We start from the raw sequence: 18,616 nt of genomic DNA, 5'->3' as shown, positions 1-18,616 counted from the left end.
AGCCCTGAGCGCGATGCAGTTCGGACGCACGTACGAGGAGTTCGAGGTCGGGGCGACGTACAAGCACTGGCCGGGCAAGACGGTCACGGAGTACGACGACCACCTGTTCTGTCTCCTCACCATGAACCACCACCCGCTCCACATGGACACGAACTATGCGGAGAAGACGACGGACTTCGGCAAGAACGTCGTCGTCGGGAACTACATCTACTCCCTGCTGCTCGGCATGTCCGTGCCGGACATCTCCGGCAAGGCGATCGCCAACCTGGAGATCGAGTCGCTCAGGCACGTGGCGCCGACCTTCCACGGCGACACGATCTACGGCCAGACGACCGTGCTGGACAAGTGGCCGTCGAAGTCGAAGAACGACCGCGGCATCGTCTACGTCGAGACCAAGGGTTACAAGCAGGACGGCACCCTGGTGTGCGTCTTCCGCCGCAAGGTCATGGTGCCCACCGAGACCTACATCAAGGAGCGCGGCGGCGAGCAGCCCGGCCGCCCGGAGCTGAAGCAGCAGGAGAAGTAATGGCGCGCCTCGCCCAGACCGCCGGTCTGACCGACATCCAGCAGGAGATCCTCTCCACCGTCCGGGACTTTGTCGACAAGGAGATCATTCCTGTCGCGACCGAGCTGGAGCACCGCGACGAGTATCCGCAAGCGATCGTGGACGGCCTGAAGGAACTCGGCCTGTTCGGTCTGATGATCCCGGAGGAGTACGGGGGCCTGGGCGAGTCGCTCCTGACCTACGCGCTGTGCGTGGAGGAGATCGCCCGCGGCTGGATGTCGGTGTCCGGCATCATCAACACCCACTTCATCGTCGCGTACATGCTCAAGCAGCACGGGACGCAGGAGCAGAAGGACCACTTCCTGCCGAGGATGGCGGCCGGCGACATCCGGGGCGCCTTCTCGATGTCGGAGCCGGGCCTGGGCTCCGATGTGTCGGCGATCACGTCCAAGGCCGTCAAGGACGGCGACGAGTACGTCCTGAACGGCCAGAAGATGTGGCTGACGAACGGCGGTACGTCCTCCCTGGTGGCCGTTCTCGTCCGGAGTGACGAGGGTCACCCCGAGGGCACGGCCCCGCACAAGTCGATGACCACCTTCCTGATCGAGAAGGAGCCGGGCTTCGGCGAGGTCCGCCCGGGCCTGACCATCCCCGGCAAGATCGAGAAGATGGGCTACAAGGGCGTCGACACCACCGAGCTGATCATGGACGGTCTGCGGGTACCGGCCGATCGGGTGCTCGGCGGCGTCACCGGCCGAGGTTTTTACCAAATGATGGACGGCGTCGAGGTCGGCCGGGTCAATGTGGCGGCGCGTGGCTGTGGCGTCGCCCAGCGTGCCTTCGAACTCGGTGTCCAGTACGCCCAGCAGCGGCACACCTTCGGCAAGCCGATCGCCCAGCACCAGGCCATCCAGTTCAAGCTGGCGGAGATGGCCACCAAGGTCGAGGCCGCCCATGCGATGATGGTCAACGCGGCACGCAAAAAGGACTCCGGCCAGCGTAACGACCTTGAAGCGGGCATGGCGAAGTACCTGGCCTCCGAGTACTGCAAGGAGGTCGTGGAGGACGCCTTCCGGATCCACGGCGGCTACGGCTTCTCCAAGGAGTACGAGATCGAGCGCCTCTACCGGGAGGCTCCGATGCTGCTCATCGGTGAAGGTACCGCCGAGATCCAGAAAATGATCATCGGCCGCAGACTGCTCGAAGAGTATCGATTCCAGGGCTGATTGTCCGGATACGGGGTGTTTTCTTCGAGAAGAAGATCACACCCCGTAGACGCACTTCGGCCGTCGACTCGACAGCCTCGCTTGCCCAGTTGTGGCCCGCGACCGGTACGATCCCGGGAAAGCCGCCGTCCCCCGTCCTGCGCGGCATCATCCGCTACGAAGGTCATCCATGCCCCACAGCCAAACCTCTGCACCTCGCGACAGCCGAGCCGGCGTACGCCTCGCGCGCGGAGCATCGCCGTGGCTTCTCCCGACCGTCGCCACCGCAGCCCTCAGCCTGGCCCGCGCCCGCCGCTCCGGCGCGGCGAAGGCCGTGGCCGTGCCCGCCACCGCGCTCGCCGCGGGCATGCTGTGGTTCTTCCGCGACCCCGAGCGCGAGATCGGCTCCGGCCGGGTGATCTCGCCCGCCGACGGTGTGGTGCAGAGCATCATGCCGTGGAAGGACGGGCGCACCCGCGTCGCGATCTTCATGAGCCCGCTGAACGTCCACGTCAACCGCGCTCCCCTCGCGGGCACGGTGACGTCCGTCGAGCACATCCCCGGCGGCTTTGTTCCGGCTTTCAACAAGGAGAGCGAGAACAACGAGCGCGTAGTCTGGCATTTCGACACCGAACTCGGCGACGTCGAGATGATCCAGATCGCCGGCGCGGTGGCCCGCCGCATCGTGCCCTACATCCCTGAGGGCACGAAGGTCGAGCAGGGCGACCGTATCGGTCTGATCCGCTTCGGCTCGCGTGTCGACCTCTACCTGCCCGAGGGCGTGGAGGTCGCGGTCGAGGTCGGCCAGAAGACCGTGGCTGGGGTGACTCGCATTGACCGTGATTGATCCGGAGACCCAGGCCGGCTGGGTGCCCGAGGCCGATGAAGTGGACGAAGAGGAGGAGATGCCCCTCTCTCTGCGCCTGTCGATAGCGGACACCCTCACCCTGGGCAACGCCACGTGCGGGTTCATGGCGGTGTACTTCACCACCACCGGCATCCTGATCCCGCACCTGACCGGGAACGACGAGTCCGCCGGCATGGCGCGGCACAGCGCCGCCACGGCCGTCATCCTGATGCTCTGCGCGGCCGTCTTCGACCTGTTCGACGGACTGGTGGCCCGCAAGCTGCGCTCGTCGCCGATGGGCGCGGAGCTGGACAACCTCTCCGACCTGATCAGCTTCGGGCTCGCGCCCGCGTACTTCGTCCTCGTCTACGGCATGGTCGCGGACGACGCGCACCAGAGAGTGGCGGCGCTCGGGGCAATCGTGGTGCTCCTGGCCGTCGTCCTGCGCCTGGCCCGCTTCTCGTGCGTGACCATGAAGGACGGCATGTTCCAGGGCATGCCGAGCCCCTTCGGCGCGCTGACGGTGGTCTCCATCGTCCTGCTGGAGCTGCCCTTCGTGGCGACGCTGCTGGCGATTCTCGGTACGGCGTGGCTGATGGTGAGCCGGGTGGAGTACCCGAAGCCGCGGGGGCGCCTCGCCGGCGCGATGCTCTGCTGGATCGTCCTGTCCATGGGCCTGCTGGCGGCGTGGGCCTTCGACGCCCCGAGCGGTCAGCTGCTCCTGCAGACGGGCTGCGCGCTCCAGCTGGTCATGGGCGCGGTGATCCCGTTGTTCGCCACGGCTCGACGGGTGAACAACTTCCGCGACAACCGGCGGGAGGCGCGGGCGGCACAGCTGCCCTGACCCTCGTCCCAGCGCTGACGGGTGTGGCCCGGGCCCTTGCGGCCCGGGCCACACCCGTTGTGCGTTCAAGGTCTGCCGGATTCCCCGTTGAGTCGGCAACCACCAGTCGTAGGGGAACGCCCGTGCTCGGCGGGAGGGTGCCCGTGCTCATCGTCTACGGAGCGCTGGACAAGCAGGCCGACAACCCGGCCACACTGCCGGCGGTCGCCCACTTGACTCAAGGACGGCAAGGTCGAGGGTCTCACCGCCGGCGGCCACTTCCATGACCCGGACGGCGAGCTGACGCCCCTGGTGTGGCCGCGCCCCCGTCGGCCCGCCGGGAGGCGCCCGATCAGACCAGCCGGTCCCGGGCGATCCGTTCCGCGACGTCCTCCAGGATCGGCCCGGCCTCCGCGATGCACCGGGCCACGTCCGGCTCGACCGAGGTGAGGGGGTACGCCTGCCGGATCCCGGCCCGCTCCAGCGCCTGCGTGGGCAGGGCGAGCCGGCCGCACACCGCGACCACCTCCTTGCCCGCGGCCCGCGCGGCGGCGGCGACCCCCGCGGGCGCCTTCCCGTGCAGCGTCTGCTCGTCCAGCGAGCCCTCGCCGGTGATCACCAGCGAGGCCCGCTCCAGCGCGGGCGCGAAGCCCAGGACGTCCAGCATGACCTCGATACCGGGCCGGAACCGGGCGCCGAGCAGCAGCGCGCCGTAGCCGATGCCGCCCGCCGCACCCGCGCCCGGCGACGCCGCGTACTCCGCCGCGCGCGGCCCGGCCTCGGCCTCCAGCACCTTGGCGAAGTGGGCGAGGGCCGCGTCCAGGGCCTCCACGTCGTCCGGGGAGGCGCCCTTCTGCGGGCCGTACACCGCCGGCGCGCCCTTCGGCCCGGTCAGCGGATTGTCGACGTCGCTGGCCAGCACCAATTCCACCGAGGACAGGCGCGGGTCCAGGCCGGACAGATCGGCGCGGGCGAGGTCCGCCAGCCCGCCGCCGCCCGGCGCCACCGGCTCGCCGCCCTCGTTCAGGAAGCGCGCGCCCAGCGCGGACAGCATCCCGGCGCCGCCGTCGGTCGTGGCGCTGCCGCCGACGCCGAACACGATCGTCCGGGCACCCGCGTCGAGCGCGGCCCGCAGCAGCTCGCCGGAGCCGTACGTGGAGGCCGTCAGGGGCGCGAAGACCCCGGCGGGCAGGCGCTGGAGGCCGCTCGCCTCGGCCATCTCCACGACCGCGGTCGGCCCGCGGAGCGCGAACGCGGCGGTCACCTCCTCGCCGAGCGGCCCGGCGACCCGTACCTCGCGGCGCTCGAAACCGGCCGCGACCGCCGCGTCCACGGTCCCGTCGCCGCCGTCGGCCACCGGCAGCGCCTCGACCGTCAGGTCCGGCACGACCCGGCGCAGCCCGGCCGTCACCCGCTCGGCGACCTGCACGGCCGTCAGCGAGCCCTTGAACTTGTCCGCGGCGATGAGCACCCGACGGGTCTCGTTCACTGCAGCGTCCGCCACCTTGCTTTCCCCTTGCTCTCCGGGCCCCGCGCACGTCAGGGCCAGTCGCGCCGCTGCGACCTTAACCGGAGGACGCCCCCGTCGTCATGCCCCGACCGAAGGCTGGGAAGCGGCTGGGAAGACCCTGGGCAAAACGGGTAGACCCCAGCCATGACCCGCCAGCGCCCGCAGCCCGCCGACCTCCCCGCCCTCGCCGACCGCATCCACGGCGGCTGGCTCGGCCGGATCGCGGGCAACATGCTCGGCAAGCCGGTGGAGCAGGGCGAGGTGTGGACCCGCGAGCTCATCGACCGCTATCTGCGCAAGGCCGAGGCGCTGCCGCTCACCGACTACCTGCCCGAGCCCGCCGACCCGGGCGAGACCGCCGTACTGCGCCCGGAGTGGCGCGAGTGCGTGCGCGGCCGGATCCACGGCAGCGTGCGCGACGACGACGTCGACTACGCGATCCTCGGCCTGCACCTGCTGGAGACGTACGGCTTCGGCTTCAGCACCGAGCAGGTCGGCGACCTGTGGCTGCTGCGGCTGCCGTATCTGCAGACCTTCACCGCGGAACGGGCGGCCTACCGCAATCTCGCCAACGGGCTGAAGCCACCGCTGACGGCGACGTACGACAACCCGTACCAGGAGTGGATCGGCGCGCTGATCCGCGCCGACGTCTACGGCTGGACCAGCCCCGGGGACCCGGCCGGCGCCGCCGGTCTGGCCCGCAGGGACGCGGTGCTGTCGCACACCGGGAACGGGGTGTACGGCGCCATGTGGGCGGCCGCGCTGATCGCGGCCGCCTTCACCGCCCCCACCGTGCGGGACGCACTCGGCACGGCGCTCGCCGTGATCCCCGCGAGCAGCAGGCTCGCCCGTACCGTACGGCGGGTCATGACCCTGCACGAGACGCGGCTGGCCTGGGAGGAGACCCTGGCCACGCTGGCCGCGGAGACCGCCGGGCTCGGCTGGATCCACACCGTCCCGAACGCCGCCGTCCTCACCGCCGGGCTGCTGTACGGCGACGGCGACTTCACCCGGACCATCGCCCTGACCGTGCGCGGCGGACTGGACACCGACTCCAACGGGGCGACGGCCGGCTCGGTGGCCGGAGTGCTCACGGGCGCGGCAGCGATCCCGGCCCAGTGGAAGGACCCGCTGCGGGACACGGTACGGAGCGCGGTGTTCGGCTTCGACGGCGTACGGATCAGTGCGCTGGCGGAACGCACCCTGCGCCTGGCGACGGCCGGCCCGTAGCCGCCCCGCGCCTGGTTACCCTTCCCCAATGACCACGACTCCTGACTTCGCCACGTACATCGCGAGCCTGCCCCGTGTCCTCGCCGGCGCCGCCGCGCTCTTCCGCGACGCCGAGGGACGCGTACTGCTGGTCGAGCCCAACTACCGCGAGGGCTGGGCGCTTCCGGGTGGCACGATCGAGTCGGACGACGGGGAGACCCCGCGCCAGGGCGCGCGCCGGGAGACGCTGGAGGAGATCGGGCTCGACCGGGAGCCGGGCCGGCTGCTGGCCGTGGACTGGGTGCACGGCGTGGGCCGGCCCCCGCTGGTGGCGTACCTGTACGACGGCGGTGTCCTCACGGAGGCCGAGCTGAAGGCGATCCGCCTCCAGGAGGAGGAGCTGCTGTCCTGGCGCCTGGTCCCGCGCGAGGAGATCGCCGACCACCTCCCCGGCGCCCTGGGCCGCCGTGTCCTGACCGCCCTGGACGTCCTCGCGGACGGCTCCGGCACCGCGGAACTGGAGAACGGCCACCGCACGGCATGACCGGCCCGGATCCCACCCGTCCCGCCGCCGTCGGCGGATCCGCCGACGACGACGGGGGCTGCCTGCGCCTGGTCCTCGCGGTGCCCGTGGCGCTGCTGACCCTGGTCACCGGTTTCTTCTGCCGGGCGGCGCTGGTGACCCGCCCGTCCGGGCCCTGGGACGACGACGCCTACGCCGCCGTCGTCCTGTCCTGCCTGCTCACCCTGCTCAGCGCGGCGGCCGCGGTCGGGGTGCGGCTGCTCGGCCGGCGGGTGCTGGGCTGGGGCTGGGCGGCTCCGGCGGTGGCGCTGGCCGCTGCGGCGGCGGTGCGCTGGGCGTGTCTCGGCTGACCGCGCTCAGGCCGTCGCCAAGGCGGTCTCCGGGCTTTCCACGGCCCGGTGCTCGGAGCGCAGTTCGAACCAGATGGTCTTGCCCGTGGCCGTCTCCGTGCTGCCCCAGGCATCCGCGAGCAGGTCGAGGAGTTCCGTGCCGCGCCCGCCTTCCGCGTCGGTGTCGACGACGCTGCGCTGGGGGCCGGCGGACTCGGTGTCCTCCACCTCGCACGCCAGACGGGAGTCGCGCACCCGCAGGTTGAGCCTGAGCGGCCCACGGGTGTGGCGCAGGGCGTTGGTGACCACCTCGCTGACCAGGAGCTCGGCGGTGTCGGCCAGGTCGGCCAGGTCCCAGTCGCTGAGCTGGGCGGTCACCAGCCGCCGGGCCCGGCCCGCCGAAGTCAGGTCCCGGGGCAGGGGCCAGGAGGCGTCCCAGACGGTGGCGCGGCCACGGGGCGCGTCCAGCGGTCGTAGCGGGGCGAGCGCACGGGACCACAGGGCCCACTGCCGGGTGGCCCAGGAGAGGGCGGCGTGGGTGGCCATAGGAATCAGTCCTTCTGAACGAGGCCGTACATGTAGCAGTCGCTACACCTCAAATATATACGTAGCGGCTGCTACGGTAAAGACATCCCCAAAAGGTATTTATGGGTACATATAGCCCCGACTTCCTCACCGCATACAGGAGCCCCCATGCCCCGGCCGCCCGACCCGGCCAAACGACGCGACCTGCTCGGCCAGGTCCGCGCATACGTCCTCCGCAACGGGCTGACGGACCTCTCGCTGCGGCCCCTGGCCCGTGCGCTGGGCACCAGCGACCGCATGCTCCTGTACTACTTCGGCTCCAAGGAACGCATGGTCGCCGAGGCCCTCGCCGGCTACGAGCGCCGGCCTCTGCTGCGTGCCCGCGAGCTGCTGGAGGCCTTCGGCACGCCAACGGACGCGGCGGGCCTGCGCCGCTTCATGGAGGAGCTGTGGCGTCGGTTCGGCGACCCCGACGTACGTGCCGCGCTCCCCCTCTATCTCGAGGTCATGAGCGCAAGCGTGCTCCACCCGGACCGGTACGGGCCCGTCCTGCACGACATCGTCACCGAGTGGACGGACCTGCTCACCGGCATCTTCCGCGACCTCGGCATGGACCAGGAGCGGGCCGGCACCCAGGCCGCCCTGCTGGCCGACGCCGCCTTCGGCCTCGTGATCGCCCCGCTGGCGAACGGCCACTGGGACCGCGCCGACAAGGCCTTCCACGCTCTCCTCGACATCCTGGAACCCGGATGGGGGCCCCAGGCGTGACGCCCCGTCAGAGACCGCTGCGCTGCCGACCGATGCCTCACCGCACCACGGCCGGGGACCGGGGACCAGGCCCGGATATCCGCTCGCCCCGATGGGACGGGCGTCCTACTCTCGGCCCATGGACAAGCCCCTCCTCGCCCTGCTCAGCGGCGCAGGCATCTCCACCGACTCCGGGATCCCGGACTACCGCGGGCCGAACGGGCTGTGGCGGCGGGATCCGGAGGCCGAGAAGCTCGTCACCTACGAGTACTACATGGCGGACCCGGAGATCCGGCGGCGGTCCTGGCAGATGCGGCGGAAGAACCGGACCCTCAAGGCCGAGCCGAACGCCGCGCACCGGGCCGTCGCCGAGCTGGAGAAGTCCGGCATCCCGGTGCGGGTCATCACCCAGAACGTGGACGGCCTGCACCAGCTCGCCGGCATGCCCGCCCGCAAGGTGCTCGAACTGCACGGCAGCGCACGCAGTGTGGTGTGCACCCGGTGCCATGCGCGCGGCTCCATGGAGGACGCCCTCGCCCGTGTCGAGGCCGGCGAGGAGGACCCTGCCTGCCTCACGTGCGGCGGCATCCTCAAGTCCGCAACCGTGATGTTCGGCGAGCGGCTGGACCCGGTCGTCCTCGGTGAGGCGGTGTCCATCAGCAAGGCGTGCACCCTGTTCGTCGCCGTCGGCAGCAGCCTGCAGGTACAGCCCGCCGCCGGCCTCGTAGGCATCGCCGCCGACCACGGCGCCCGCCTGATCATCGTCAACGCCGAGCCGACGCCGTACGACGACCTCGCCGACGAGGTCGTACGCGAACCGATCGGCACCGCGCTGCCCGCGCTGCTGGGTCGTATCCGGGCCGAGAGCGGTACGTAGGGTCCCGTTCCCCACGCGAGGGTGTCCGAGCGTGAGCGGTCAGCTGCGGTAGCAGTACGAGTCCGAGGACGCGTCGCCGCCCTGCAGGCGCGTCTGGTGCACGCGCAGGCCTAGGAAGTCAGGGCCGTGCGGGAAGAAGCGGCTGTCGACGGAGAGCCCGCCGTGGGTGGTGTCGGCGTCGAGCTTCACCATCCACGGGTCGATGCCCGCCGGATAGACCTGCGCGTCCCAGGCGGAGTACAGGGAGTTCGTCACGTACGCGCGCCGCCCGTCGCGGCTGAGCTCGACCATCTGCGCTCCACCGGTGAGCGGAACGTCCGGTTCGGCGGGGTGCGGCGCTCGGCCTACGACGCCGCCCAGACGCACGGACGCGGTCCGCCTCGGGCGGACCGGGTCGCTCACGTCGTACTGGACCAGGTCACCGGTTCCCCACGCGGACACGTACAGCCACCGGTCGTCCACCGACAGGTCGATGTCGGTGATGAACGGGGGCACGGCGCCGAACGGCCGCAGTGCGGGGGGCAGGTCCTCCGCCGGCGCGGACTCGGCGGGGAGGGTGATCACCTTGCGGACCACGTAGTCCTCGCCCTCCCGGTTCCACAACCACACGGACGCCGAGAGATCCTCCACGTCGACCACGGTGTTCGCGAACCCCCACGTGGCCTCGGGGTCGTGGGCGGGGCGCAGTTCCAGCACCATCTGGTTCTCGTCCCCGAGGTCGACGACTTGCAGGTGCCGGCCGGAGTCCAGCTCCCAGAAGTGCAGTGCGTGGCCGTACCGGCGACCCAGCAGCAGCTCGGGTACGAGTCCGTCCTCGACCATCGACGGGGTCCCCCACTCGCTGGTCACGGCGATGTTCTGGCGCAGATGCCACCAGACGTCGTAGGCGAGCCACTGCGGTCCGCGGTCGCTCTCCCAGGCGCGCAGCACGTCGAAGCTCTCGTGGTCCAGCAGCGCGACGCCGCCGGGCCCGTCCGCGCCGTCCGCGCCGCCCAGGCAGGAAAGGAACACCCCGTCGGGACCGCAGTGAAGTGTGTGGGGACGCGAATACCCTGCCCTGGCGGCCAGCTCTTCCGGCTCGACCACCTTGACCAGGCGGGGGCGGGCGGGATCGGGACCGGTGTCGAAGACGTGCAGCCGGGAGGAGCGCAGTCCCGGGACGAGAAGGTAGCGCCGCGCGGCGTGCTGGTGACCGGCGTGCGCCAGCGCGCTCGAGCAGGCGTTCCAGCCGAAGTGGTGCAGTTCGTTGCCCGGGCCGGGCAGCTCGGCCTGGGCGGTCACACGGCCGTAGGCAGCGGATTCGGGGTCGGTGACGACGGTGAACAACGCGTCCGCGTGCTGCGCGGCCGGGTCGAAACCGACGACATAGGCGAGCTTCTCCGGGGGTGCGGCGACGGCGTCCGCCGGAGTGCGGTACAGGGTGGGGTCACCGTGGTCGCCACCGTGGTGGGCGTGGTCGGTCGTCGTCATGGCTGTTCCTTGTCCCGAACGGAGGGCGGGGACCAGAGGGCTCCCGGGAGGCGGTCGGCCTCATCCGTGCGAGATCGATGTGCAGATACCGGACATACATGCCACACGGCCAGCGTTTCACAGCCCCGAAGCACTGCCAACGCGGCAGCGCGAGCCCCTGGACGTTCCGTCGCCGAACGTGCCCCCGCCCGGTCCCGGCGGTTCAGAAGAGGGCGCCGGCTCGCTCGAAGTCCAGCAGGCGCCGTTTGCGGTCCAGGCCGCCGCCGTAGCCGGTGAGGCTGCCGTCGGAGCCGATGACGCGGTGGCAGGGGACGATGATGCCGACGGGGTTCCTGCCGTTGGCGAGGCCGACCGCGCGGGAGGCCTGGGGCTTGCCGAGGGAGTCGGCGAGTTGGCCGTAGGTGCGGGTCTCGCCGTAGGGGATGCGGGTGAGCTCTTGCCAGACGCCGCGCTGGAAGGGGGTTCCGTCCAGGGCGAGTTGGAGGGTGAACCGCTTCAACTCGCCCGCGAAGTAGGCCGCCAGCTGCTCCTTCGCCGCGGCGAAGCAGGGCAGGTCGTCCTCGCGGGGGCCGAAGTTCTCCTCGGGCGGGCGGTGCCGCTGGCCGGTCATGTAGAGGCCGCACAGGGTGCCGTCGGCGTCGGCGACCAGGGTGAGCGGGCCGTACGGGCTGTCGATCACGGTGTGGGACACGCGGAACCTTCTTACACGGGCAGGAAGTTGATCGGGTGGCCGTCGGTCGCCCACAGGTACTGCACGGCGTACGCCCGCCAGGGCCGCCATGCCTCCGCGCGGGCGGTGAGCGCGGCCGGGGTGGAGGGCAGGCCCAGCTCCTGTGCCGCGCGCCGGATGCCGAGGTCGGTGGGGAGGAAGGCGTCGGGGTCGCCGAGGGCGCGCATGGCGATGACGTCGACCGTCCACGGCCCGAATCCGGGCAGCGTCAGCAGCCGGGCGCGGGTCTCGGCCCAGTCGGACTCCGCGCCCAGGTGGAGGGAGCCGTCGGCGAGTGCGCGGACCAGGGTGGTGAAGGTGGTGCGCCGGGTGCGGGGCATCGCCAGGGTCTCGGGGTCGACGTCGGCGAGGGCCTCGGGGGAAGGGAAGAGGTGCGTGAGGCCGCCCTCGGGGTCGTCGAGGGGTTTGCCGTGCGCGGTGACCAGGCGGGCCGCGTGGGTGCGGGCGGCGGCCGTGGAGACCTGCTGGCCGAGGACGGCCCGGACGGCGAACTCGGCCTCGTCGACCGTGCGCGGCACCCGGCGGCCGGGCGCCTTGTCGACCAGGGGCGCGAGCAGCGGGTCGGTGCGCAGCCGGTCGTCGACGGCGACGGGGTCGGCGTCCAGGTCGAGCATGCGGCGGCAGCGGCTGATCGCCACGGGCAGGTCACGCAGGTCGCTGAGGGTGAGGCGGCAGGCGATGTGGTCGGGGCGGGGTGTGAGGGAGACGATCCCGTGGCCGTACGGCAGGCGCAGCGTGCGCCGGTACGCGCCGGTGGGGGCACCTCCCACGCCGTCCGGGGGGTGGGGGAGCCACTCCTCGACGCCGGGTACGGCGGTCGCGGCGAGGTGGCCGAAGAGGTTGGACGGGTTGAGCGGGGCGCGGAACGGCAGCCGCAGGCTGATCCCGCCCGGGGTGCCGGCCCCGGCCTTCGGCGCGCGGGCGCGCAGCTCGCTCGGGGACAGGGCGAACACCTCGCGGACGGTGTCGTTGAAGGTGCGGACGGAGGCGAAGCCGGCCGCGAAGGCGATCTCCGTCATGGGCAGCGGGGTGGTCTCGATGAGCAGCCGCGCGGTCTGGGCGCGCTGGGCGCGGGCGAGCGCGAGGGGGCCCGCGCCGAGTTCGGCGAGCAGTTGCCGCTCCACCTGGCGGGTGCTGTAGCCGAGCCGGGCGGCGAGTCCCGGCACGCCCTCGCGGTCCACGACGCCGTCGGCGATGAGCCGCATGGCACGGGCCACCAGGTCGGCGCGCTGGTTCCACTCCGGGGAGCCGGGGCTGGTGTCCGGGCGGCAGCGCTTGCAGGCCCGGAACCCGGCCTGCTGGCAGGCGGCCGCGCTCGGGTAGAACGTCATGTTCTCCGGCTTGGGCGGGACGACGGGACAGCTGGGGCGGCAGTAGATCCGGGTGGTCAGGACGGCCGTGAAGAACCACCCGTCGAACCGCGCGTCCTTGGACTGCACGGCGCGTACGCAGTGCTCCCGGTCGAGGTGCGTGGCTGTCTGCATGCGTCCAGCATCGGCCACCCTGGGCGGCGAACGCTGGCGGAAATCCGACAGCAGCGTTCGCGGGCCTGGTGGGGTGCCGATCCGGGTGGGCGGGGCGGGGCGTGAGGACGTGCGCGGCCGGGCCGGGCCGCGCCGGCCTCACGGCGCGGGTGTCCCGAGGGCCGCCGCCTGCCGGAACCCGGCGACCCACTCGGCGGTGGGGCGCAGCCCGCCGAACGTGTAGAAGTGCACCTTGACCGCGCCGTGTCGCTCGGGGTCGTAGCGGTCGGCGAGCGCGCGCAGGAAGCGGTCCGGGCCGGTCGTCCCCATGAGGTTGGTCAGCGAGAAGCCGTACTTGCGGGCGACGGAGGCGCTGGTCGCGACGCCGAACCGGGTGGCGTAACCGAGCAGCCGGCGTACGCCCGCCGGTCCGGGCACGCCGATGCGGACGGGCAGGTGGACGCCCCGGGCGCGGGCGGCCTCCAGCCAGCCGAGGACGGGGTCGACGTCGAAGCCGAACTGGGTGATGACGTCGCCGCCGAACCGGTGCGCCCCGAGGGCCGCCGCCTTGTCCGTGAGCGCGGACCACAGCGCGCCGTCGGCTATCGCGGGGTGGCCCTCCGGGTAGCCGCAGATGCCGACGTGCCGGACGCCGTGGCGCTGGAGCAGGCCGGTGCGCAGGACGGCGAGGGCGTCCGGGTAGGGGCCCTCGGGGCGGGCGGGGTCGCCGCCGACGACGAAGACGTTCTCGGCGGTGCCGTCCGCGGCCAGCCCGGACAGGAACTCCTCCAGGGCGGCCTGGGAGGGCAGGCGGCGTGCCGAGAGGTGCGGTACGGGGACGAAACCGAGCCGTTTGACCGCCCGGGCGGCCGCCAGCCGCATGCCGAGGTCCTCGCCGGCGAGGAAGGTGATGTTGATCCGGGTGCCCTGCGGGATACTCTCCCGCGCCTCCTCCAGCCGGGGCACGTCCTTGCCGGTCATCTCCAGCGAGAAGTCGTCCAGCAGCGCGGCACCGACCGCCGAGGTGGCGGTGAGAGCGGGGTTCATCGTGCTCCTCGTACGACGGCGTTCGGACCCCGGCCGATGATGTCACGCGGGGTGCGGGGCCTCGGCCCGGGGTCACACCCCGCGGAGGCCGTGTGGGCGCCCGTCCCCCGCATGGCCCGGCACCGGGCAGTGAGCCGGCAGGCAGGTTATGGACCGGTGACACGTACCGGCTTTGGCCCTGGTGACCGGACCACGGCCCCGGCAAGGTGGTGATCCCGAACCCCGAGGAGGTCCTTGCCCATGCGATTCCGGCACGCGGACACCATCTGGGCCACGTTCCCCGAACTGGCCTCCGGCGCGCTGTACGCCGACGGCGTCGGCGCCGGTGTGGACACCGGGCCGCGCACCGCCGAGTACACCGCCCGCGCCCTGGCCCGGCTGGCCGGCGCCACCGAGGGCGAGTTCCCCGAAGTGCTGGCCTGGCGGCGGGCGTTCAGCCGGACGGGGCTGAGGCCGACGCAGTACCGGAGCGCCTCGGAGTCGCTGCTGCGGCGGCTGCGGAAGGAGGGGACGCTGCCGCGCATCCATCCGCTGGTCGACCTGTGCAACGCGCTGTCGGTGGCGTACGCGGTTCCGGTGGCGGTCCTCGACGTCGACCGGATCACCGGGCCGCTGCTGGAGGTGCGGCCGGCCGGCGGCGACGAGACGTACACGGCGTTCGGCGGGGGCGTCGAGCATCCCGCGCCCGGCGAGGTGACCTTCGTCGACTCCGCGGGTCGCGCGCACGCCCGGCGCTGGACCCACCGGCAGAGCGGCCACTCGGCGGTCGGCGAGCACACCCGCCGGGTGCTGGTGGTGGCGGAGGCCATGCACGACGGCGGCGCGGAGACCGTGCCCGAGCTGCTGAAGACGGTCGAGGCGGAGGTGGCGGCACACTGGGGGGTCGGCACGCAGACGGCCCTGCTCACCCGGGCCGCGCCGGACTTCGTCTTCGGCGGCTGAACCCGGCGCGTGACAGCATGAGCACGGTGGACGAGGGACGAGGGGTGCAGGCGGGCGCGGGCGAACTCCCGGGCCGCGGCTCGGACTTCCTGCAGCTGGCGGCCGGTGACGTGCCGGCCGGCGGGAAGGCCGAGTGGCTGGCCGGACGGCTGCGGCAGGCGATAGCGGACGGCCGTCTGGCGGTGGGCAGCAGGCTCCCGCCCACCCGGGTGCTGGCCACCGAACTGCGGGTCTCCCGAGGGGTGATCACCGAGGCCTACCGCCGGCTCGCCGAGGACGGCCACCTGGAGGGCCGCCGCCGCGGGGGCACGGTGGTGGTGGCGGCACCGTTCGCTCCGGGCGTCCGCGGCGACGGGGCTCCGGGACGCGAGGAGGCGCGTACGGCGCCTGCGGGTGCGGCGCTCGACCGCACCCTCCCCGGGGCACGGGCATCAACGACCTTGCCCGGCGCCGACACGCCCGGAACCCCGGGCACCGGCATGACCGGCACCGTGTGGCCAGGGGCATCCCGCACCGAGTCGCCCGGCCCGCCGCACGCGCCCCGCACCGCGCCGTCCGGTCCATCGGGAGCGCCCCCTCCCGCACCCGGCACACCGTCCTCTCGCGCCCACGCCGCGCCGCCCTCCAGCGCGCAGTGCCCGCCGCCGCCCCCTCGTGCGCCCCGCCCCCCGCAGCCGCCGACCAGCCGCACCCGCCCCAGAAGCTCCCATCGCCCCACAGTCCCCACCCCACCCGCGACGCCGTTCCTCCGAGCCCCCGGTGCCGACGTCTTCGACGCGTTGCGGGAGGCGCCGGCCGTCGTCGATCTCACTCCCGGGCGGCCGGATCTCGCCGCCTTTCCGCGTACCGCCTGGCTGCGTGCCGAGCGTGCCGTGCTCGCGGAACTGTCCGCCGAGCACTTCGGCTACGGCGACCCCCGTGGCGCTCCCGCGCTGCGGCGGGCCGTCGCCGAATGGCTCGCGCGGATGCGGGGCGTACGGGTGGAGCCGGACGAGGTGCTGATCGTGGCCGGCACCGCCCAGGCGCTCACGCTGCTGCACCAGGTGCTGCGGGCGGACGGCATCGACGCCGTGGCGGTGGAGGACCCCGGTTCGCTCGGCGGCCTCCAGCATCTGCGCAACGGGGGCCTCGACACCCCGCCGGTGCCGGTCGACGGGGACGGGGTGCGCGTGGACGCGTTGCGCGCGACCGGCGCCCGCGCGGTGCTGCTCACGCCGGCCCACCAGTTCCCGACCGGCGTGGTGACCAGCGGCGAGCGCCGGCGTGAGCTGCTGGGCTGGGCACGGGACGGCGGGCTGATCCTGGAGGACGACTACGACGCGGAGCACCGCTACGACCGGCCGCCGGTCCCCGCGCTGCGGGCGCTGCTGGCCGACCGGGTGTGCTACATGGGCAGCGTGTCGAAGCTGCTCGCTCCGGCGCTGCGCATCGGCTGGCTGGTGGCCCCGCCCCGGTACCGCACCGGCCTGGTCGACGCCAAGCGGTTCAACGACCTGGGCAACGCGGTGCTGCCGCAGCTGGTGCTCGCCGGGCTGATGGAGTCCGGTGGGCTGGAGCGGCATCTGCGGCTGTTGCGGCGACGGCACCGCGATCGCCGCGACGCGATGATCACCGCGCTCGCCGAGCATCTGCCGGGCGGCACCGTGCACGGCGCCGCGGCGGGCCTGCATCTGACGGTCACCTACACCGCGGACGTACCCGACACCGAGCTCGCCGCCGCCGCGCTGGCCCGGGGCGTGAAGTGCCAGCCCCTGTCCTGGCACCGGCAGTTGCCCGGTCCGCCCGGCCTCGTCCTCGGCTACGCGGCCACCGCGCCGGGAGTCATCGCCGAGGGCGTGGCACTGCTCGGCAGGACCCTGCGCGAGCTGTCCTGACAACCTCGGCGCGGATCAGCCGACTTGGCGGGCGAACGCCTCGTACGCCCGCTCGTCGAAGAGGACGAAGCGCACCTCCTCGACGGCCGTCGGCGTGTTCCGCACGGTCTCCACGGCGATCCGTGCCGCGTCTGCCATCGGCCACCGGTACACGCCCGTGGAGACGGCGGGGAACGCGACCGTGCGGGCGCCGAGTTCGTCGGCTGTCTTCAGGGACTCGCGATAGCAGGAGGCGAGCAGGCCGGAGCGGTCCTCGCTCGGGCTGTAGACCGGGCCGACCGTGTGGATGACCCAGCGGGCGTCGAGTTCACCCGCCGTCGTGGCGACCGCCTGGCCGGTGGGCAGCCCCTTGCCGTACCGGGAGGCGCGCAGGGCGCGGCACTCCTCGAGGATGGCGGGGCCGCCGCGCCGGTGGATCGCGCCGTCGACCCCTCCGCCGCCGAGGAGGGAGGAGTTGGCCGCGTTGACGATCGCGTCGGCGCCCTGCCGGGTGATGTCGCCCTGGACGAGGGTGATGGTGGTCATGCCTGCCTCAGTCTTCGCCATACGGCCTTGGCCGCGTTGTGCCCCGACATGCCGTGCACGCCGGGTCCCGGCGGGGTGGCCGAGGAGCAGATGAAGACGGCCGGATGAGGGGTGTGGTACGGGAACAGGGACAGTCTGGGGCGCAGCAGCAGCTGGAGTCCGGACGCCGCGCCGCAGGCGATGTCACCGCCGACGTAGTTGGCGTTGTGGGCGGCCAGCTCGGCGGGCCCGGCGACGGCGCGGGCGAGGACGCGGTCCCGGAAACCGGGGGCGAAGCGCTCCAGTTGGCGTTCCATCGCGTCGGTGAGGTCGCCGGACCAGCCGTTCGGGACATGGCCGTACGCCCAGAAGACCTGCTTGCCCTCGGGCGCGCGGGCCGGGTCGACGATGCTGGGCTGCACGGTGATCAGGAAGGGCCGGGCGGGGGCGCGGTCCTCGCGGGAGGCGGCGCGCAGGGCGGTGGAGATCTCGTCCTTGCTCGCGCCGATCTGCACGGTCGTGGCGGAGCGGGCCTCGGGCGCGGTCCAGGGCACCGGGCCGTCCAGGGCGTAGTCGATCTTGAAGACGCTCGGGCCGTAGCGGTAACGCGCGTAGTGGTCGCCGAAGCCGGCGATGCGGGCCAGCGCGGTGGGCGAGGTGTCGAAGACGTACGCCCGCGCGGGGGGCAGGTCGTCCAGGCGCTTGATCTCGTAGTCGGTGTGCACGGCGCCGCCGAGGTCCCTCAGGTAGGCGGCGAGGGCGTCGGAGATGGCCTGGGAGCCGCCGCGGGGCACCGGCCAGCCGCGGGCGTGGGCGGCCAGGGCGAAGACGAGGCCGATGGCGCCGGTGGCGAGGCCGCCGAGCGGCGCGATCACATGGGCGACCAGGCCGGCGAACAGGGCCTTGGCCCGCTCGTCCTTGAAGCGGCGCAGCAGCCAGGTGGACGGCGGCAGCCCGGCCAGGCCGAAGCGGGCCAGGGTGACGGGGTCGCGCGGGAGAGTGGTCAGCGGCAGGGACATGAAGTCCCCGACGAGGGTGTCCCAGTGGGCGAGGAACGGCTCGACCAGTCTGCGGTACGCGCCCGCGTCCCGTGGTCCGAAGGAGGCGGCCGTCTCGGCCACCGAGCGGGACAGCACGGCCGCGGTGCCGTCGAGGAAGGGATGCGCCATCGGCAGCTCGGAGTGCAGCCACTGCAGGCCGTAGCGGTCGAGGGGCATGGCGCGGAACGCCGGTGAGTTGACGCCGAGGGGGTGGGCGGCCGAGCACGGGTCGTGCCGGAAGCCGGGCAGGGTCAGTTCCTCGGTGCGGGCGCCGCCGCCCACGGTGGACTTCGCCTCGAACAGCGCGACGGAGAAGCCACGGCGGGCCAGCTCCACGGCAGCGGTCAGTCCGTTCGGTCCCGCACCCACCACGACCGCATCGAGCATCGACGGCACCTTCGGACCCCTTCGTCAGCCGATGGCCACTCCGGCTCAGGATATGCCGG

General features: G+C 72.8%; 19 protein-coding genes. 11 read left to right on the top strand and 8 right to left on the bottom strand.

What is annotated here, in order from left to right; translation table 11 throughout:
• Positions 1–13 precede the first annotated feature (13 nt).
• From ACQPXS_RS36940 to pssA, 4 genes are all read left to right on the top strand, one after another.
• Entirely contained in the window at positions 14–526 is a 513-nt protein-coding gene (locus tag ACQPXS_RS36940) for a MaoC family dehydratase (RefSeq protein ID WP_351803702.1), read from the top strand.
• Positions 526–1,731 carry an acyl-CoA dehydrogenase family protein gene (locus ACQPXS_RS36935; protein WP_351803704.1) on the top strand — a complete coding sequence of 402 codons (1,206 nt, stop codon included), beginning with the start codon at positions 526–528 and terminating at the stop codon, positions 1,729–1,731. The genes ACQPXS_RS36940 and ACQPXS_RS36935 overlap by 1 nt, the downstream gene beginning before the upstream one ends.
• 169 nt (positions 1,732–1,900) lie before the next feature.
• A complete protein-coding gene (locus tag ACQPXS_RS36930) occupies positions 1,901–2,557 on the top strand; it encodes a phosphatidylserine decarboxylase (RefSeq protein ID WP_433453829.1) in 657 nt (218 codons plus the stop codon).
• Positions 2,558–2,579: 22 nt separating this feature from the next.
• Positions 2,580–3,401 carry a CDP-diacylglycerol--serine O-phosphatidyltransferase gene (pssA, locus tag ACQPXS_RS36925; RefSeq protein WP_351803831.1) on the top strand — a complete coding sequence of 274 codons (822 nt, stop codon included), beginning with the start codon at positions 2,580–2,582 and terminating at the stop codon, positions 3,399–3,401.
• Positions 3,402–3,732: 331 nt separating this feature from the next.
• Here the strand turns inward: pssA and ACQPXS_RS36920 are convergent, their stop codons facing one another.
• Positions 3,733–4,851 carry a glycerate kinase gene (locus ACQPXS_RS36920; protein ID WP_433456127.1) on the bottom strand — a complete coding sequence of 373 codons (1,119 nt, stop codon included), beginning with the start codon at positions 4,849–4,851 and terminating at the stop codon, positions 3,733–3,735.
• A gap of 183 nt (positions 4,852–5,034) precedes the next feature.
• Between ACQPXS_RS36920 and ACQPXS_RS36915 the strand changes: the two genes are divergently transcribed.
• The 3 genes from ACQPXS_RS36915 to ACQPXS_RS36905 are packed head-to-tail and all read left to right on the top strand — an operon-like array spanning position 5,035 to position 6,972.
• Positions 5,035–6,120 (top strand): ADP-ribosylglycohydrolase family protein, encoded by a 1,086-nt coding sequence (locus tag ACQPXS_RS36915; protein ID WP_433453828.1) that lies wholly within the window; start codon positions 5,035–5,037, stop codon positions 6,118–6,120.
• Positions 6,121–6,148: 28 nt separating this feature from the next.
• Entirely contained in the window at positions 6,149–6,643 is a 495-nt protein-coding gene (locus ACQPXS_RS36910; protein WP_433453827.1) for an NUDIX domain-containing protein, read from the top strand.
• Positions 6,640–6,972 carry a hypothetical protein gene (locus ACQPXS_RS36905; RefSeq protein ID WP_433453826.1) on the top strand — a complete coding sequence of 111 codons (333 nt, stop codon included), beginning with the start codon at positions 6,640–6,642 and terminating at the stop codon, positions 6,970–6,972. Before ACQPXS_RS36910 ends, ACQPXS_RS36905 begins: the two co-directional genes overlap by 4 nt.
• Before the next feature lie 6 nt (positions 6,973–6,978).
• Here the strand turns inward: ACQPXS_RS36905 and ACQPXS_RS36900 are convergent, their stop codons facing one another.
• Positions 6,979–7,497 carry an ATP-binding protein gene (locus ACQPXS_RS36900; protein ID WP_433453825.1) on the bottom strand — a complete coding sequence of 173 codons (519 nt, stop codon included), beginning with the start codon at positions 7,495–7,497 and terminating at the stop codon, positions 6,979–6,981.
• A gap of 147 nt (positions 7,498–7,644) precedes the next feature.
• Here ACQPXS_RS36900 and ACQPXS_RS36895 point away from each other — a divergent pair, with 147 nt between their 5' ends.
• Both ACQPXS_RS36895 and ACQPXS_RS36890 read left to right on the top strand, forming a co-directional pair.
• Positions 7,645–8,244, top strand: a complete 600-nt coding sequence (locus ACQPXS_RS36895) for a TetR/AcrR family transcriptional regulator (RefSeq protein ID WP_433453824.1) — start codon at positions 7,645–7,647, stop codon at positions 8,242–8,244.
• A gap of 118 nt (positions 8,245–8,362) precedes the next feature.
• Complete coding sequence (locus ACQPXS_RS36890) at positions 8,363–9,100, top strand: SIR2 family NAD-dependent protein deacylase (protein WP_433453823.1); 738 nt, start codon at positions 8,363–8,365, stop codon at positions 9,098–9,100.
• A gap of 39 nt (positions 9,101–9,139) precedes the next feature.
• On the opposite strand, the gene ACQPXS_RS36885 is transcribed toward ACQPXS_RS36890, so the two are convergent.
• The 4 genes from ACQPXS_RS36885 to ACQPXS_RS36870 all read right to left on the bottom strand — a co-directional run bounded on the left by ACQPXS_RS36885 (position 9,140) and on the right by ACQPXS_RS36870 (position 13,810).
• The gene (locus ACQPXS_RS36885; protein WP_433453822.1) at positions 9,140–10,570 is read right to left on the bottom strand and encodes a selenium-binding protein SBP56-related protein; all 1,431 of its coding nucleotides are present in this window, start codon (positions 10,568–10,570) and stop codon (positions 9,140–9,142) included.
• A gap of 202 nt (positions 10,571–10,772) precedes the next feature.
• Positions 10,773–11,261 carry a methylated-DNA--[protein]-cysteine S-methyltransferase gene (locus ACQPXS_RS36880; protein ID WP_433453821.1) on the bottom strand — a complete coding sequence of 163 codons (489 nt, stop codon included), beginning with the start codon at positions 11,259–11,261 and terminating at the stop codon, positions 10,773–10,775.
• Positions 11,262–11,272: 11 nt separating this feature from the next.
• Positions 11,273–12,784, bottom strand: a complete 1,512-nt coding sequence (locus ACQPXS_RS36875; RefSeq protein WP_433453820.1) for an AlkA N-terminal domain-containing protein — start codon at positions 12,782–12,784, stop codon at positions 11,273–11,275.
• Between the two features lie 138 nt (positions 12,785–12,922).
• Entirely contained in the window at positions 12,923–13,810 is an 888-nt protein-coding gene (locus ACQPXS_RS36870; RefSeq protein ID WP_433453819.1) for a methylenetetrahydrofolate reductase, read from the bottom strand.
• Positions 13,811–14,050: 240 nt separating this feature from the next.
• On the opposite strand from ACQPXS_RS36870, the gene ACQPXS_RS36865 reads away from it, so the two are divergent.
• The gene (locus tag ACQPXS_RS36865) at positions 14,051–14,752 is read left to right on the top strand and encodes a B3/B4 domain-containing protein (protein ID WP_433453818.1); all 702 of its coding nucleotides are present in this window, start codon (positions 14,051–14,053) and stop codon (positions 14,750–14,752) included.
• A 26-nt stretch (positions 14,753–14,778) separates the two neighbouring features.
• Entirely contained in the window at positions 14,779–16,626 is a 1,848-nt protein-coding gene (locus ACQPXS_RS36860; protein WP_433453817.1) for a PLP-dependent aminotransferase family protein, read from the top strand.
• 15 nt (positions 16,627–16,641) lie between these two features.
• Here ACQPXS_RS36860 and ACQPXS_RS36855 read toward each other — a convergent pair whose 3' ends face one another.
• Both ACQPXS_RS36855 and ACQPXS_RS36850 read right to left on the bottom strand, forming a co-directional pair.
• Positions 16,642–17,151 (bottom strand): O-acetyl-ADP-ribose deacetylase, encoded by a 510-nt coding sequence (locus ACQPXS_RS36855; protein WP_433453816.1) that lies wholly within the window; start codon positions 17,149–17,151, stop codon positions 16,642–16,644.
• Complete coding sequence (locus tag ACQPXS_RS36850; RefSeq protein ID WP_433453815.1) at positions 17,148–18,566, bottom strand: phytoene desaturase family protein; 1,419 nt, start codon at positions 18,564–18,566, stop codon at positions 17,148–17,150. The genes ACQPXS_RS36855 and ACQPXS_RS36850 overlap by 4 nt, the downstream gene beginning before the upstream one ends.
• Between the last annotated feature and the right edge of the window lie 50 nt (positions 18,567–18,616).

This window comes from Streptomyces sp. CA-142005 (assembly GCF_050942335.1).
Lineage (GTDB): Bacteria > Actinomycetota > Actinomycetes > Streptomycetales > Streptomycetaceae > Streptomyces.
Note: the sequence above shows the minus strand (reverse complement) of the source record. Positions and strands in the feature narration are given on the sequence as shown.

Excerpts from the sequence above, each read along its gene's own strand:
- ACQPXS_RS36930 (WP_433453829.1), top strand. The coding sequence starts at position 1,901 with ATGCCCCACAGCCAAACCTCTGCACCTCGCGACAGCCGAGCCGGCGTA.
- ACQPXS_RS36900 (WP_433453825.1), bottom strand. The coding sequence starts at position 7,497 with ATGGCCACCCACGCCGCCCTCTCCTGGGCCACCCGGCAGTGGGCCCTG.
- ACQPXS_RS36875 (WP_433453820.1), bottom strand. The coding sequence starts at position 12,784 with ATGCAGACAGCCACGCACCTCGACCGGGAGCACTGCGTACGCGCCGTG.
- ACQPXS_RS36885 (WP_433453822.1), bottom strand. The coding sequence starts at position 10,570 with ATGACGACGACCGACCACGCCCACCACGGTGGCGACCACGGTGACCCC.
- ACQPXS_RS36855 (WP_433453816.1), bottom strand. The coding sequence starts at position 17,151 with ATGACCACCATCACCCTCGTCCAGGGCGACATCACCCGGCAGGGCGCC.
- ACQPXS_RS36895 (WP_433453824.1), top strand. The coding sequence starts at position 7,645 with ATGCCCCGGCCGCCCGACCCGGCCAAACGACGCGACCTGCTCGGCCAG.
- ACQPXS_RS36890 (WP_433453823.1), top strand. The coding sequence starts at position 8,363 with ATGGACAAGCCCCTCCTCGCCCTGCTCAGCGGCGCAGGCATCTCCACC.
- ACQPXS_RS36915 (WP_433453828.1), top strand. The coding sequence starts at position 5,035 with ATGACCCGCCAGCGCCCGCAGCCCGCCGACCTCCCCGCCCTCGCCGAC.
- ACQPXS_RS36940 (WP_351803702.1), top strand. The coding sequence starts at position 14 with ATGCAGTTCGGACGCACGTACGAGGAGTTCGAGGTCGGGGCGACGTAC.
- ACQPXS_RS36905 (WP_433453826.1), top strand. The coding sequence starts at position 6,640 with ATGACCGGCCCGGATCCCACCCGTCCCGCCGCCGTCGGCGGATCCGCC.
- ACQPXS_RS36865 (WP_433453818.1), top strand. The coding sequence starts at position 14,051 with ATGCGATTCCGGCACGCGGACACCATCTGGGCCACGTTCCCCGAACTG.
- ACQPXS_RS36910 (WP_433453827.1), top strand. The coding sequence starts at position 6,149 with ATGACCACGACTCCTGACTTCGCCACGTACATCGCGAGCCTGCCCCGT.
- ACQPXS_RS36870 (WP_433453819.1), bottom strand. The coding sequence starts at position 13,810 with ATGAACCCCGCTCTCACCGCCACCTCGGCGGTCGGTGCCGCGCTGCTG.
- ACQPXS_RS36935 (WP_351803704.1), top strand. The coding sequence starts at position 526 with ATGGCGCGCCTCGCCCAGACCGCCGGTCTGACCGACATCCAGCAGGAG.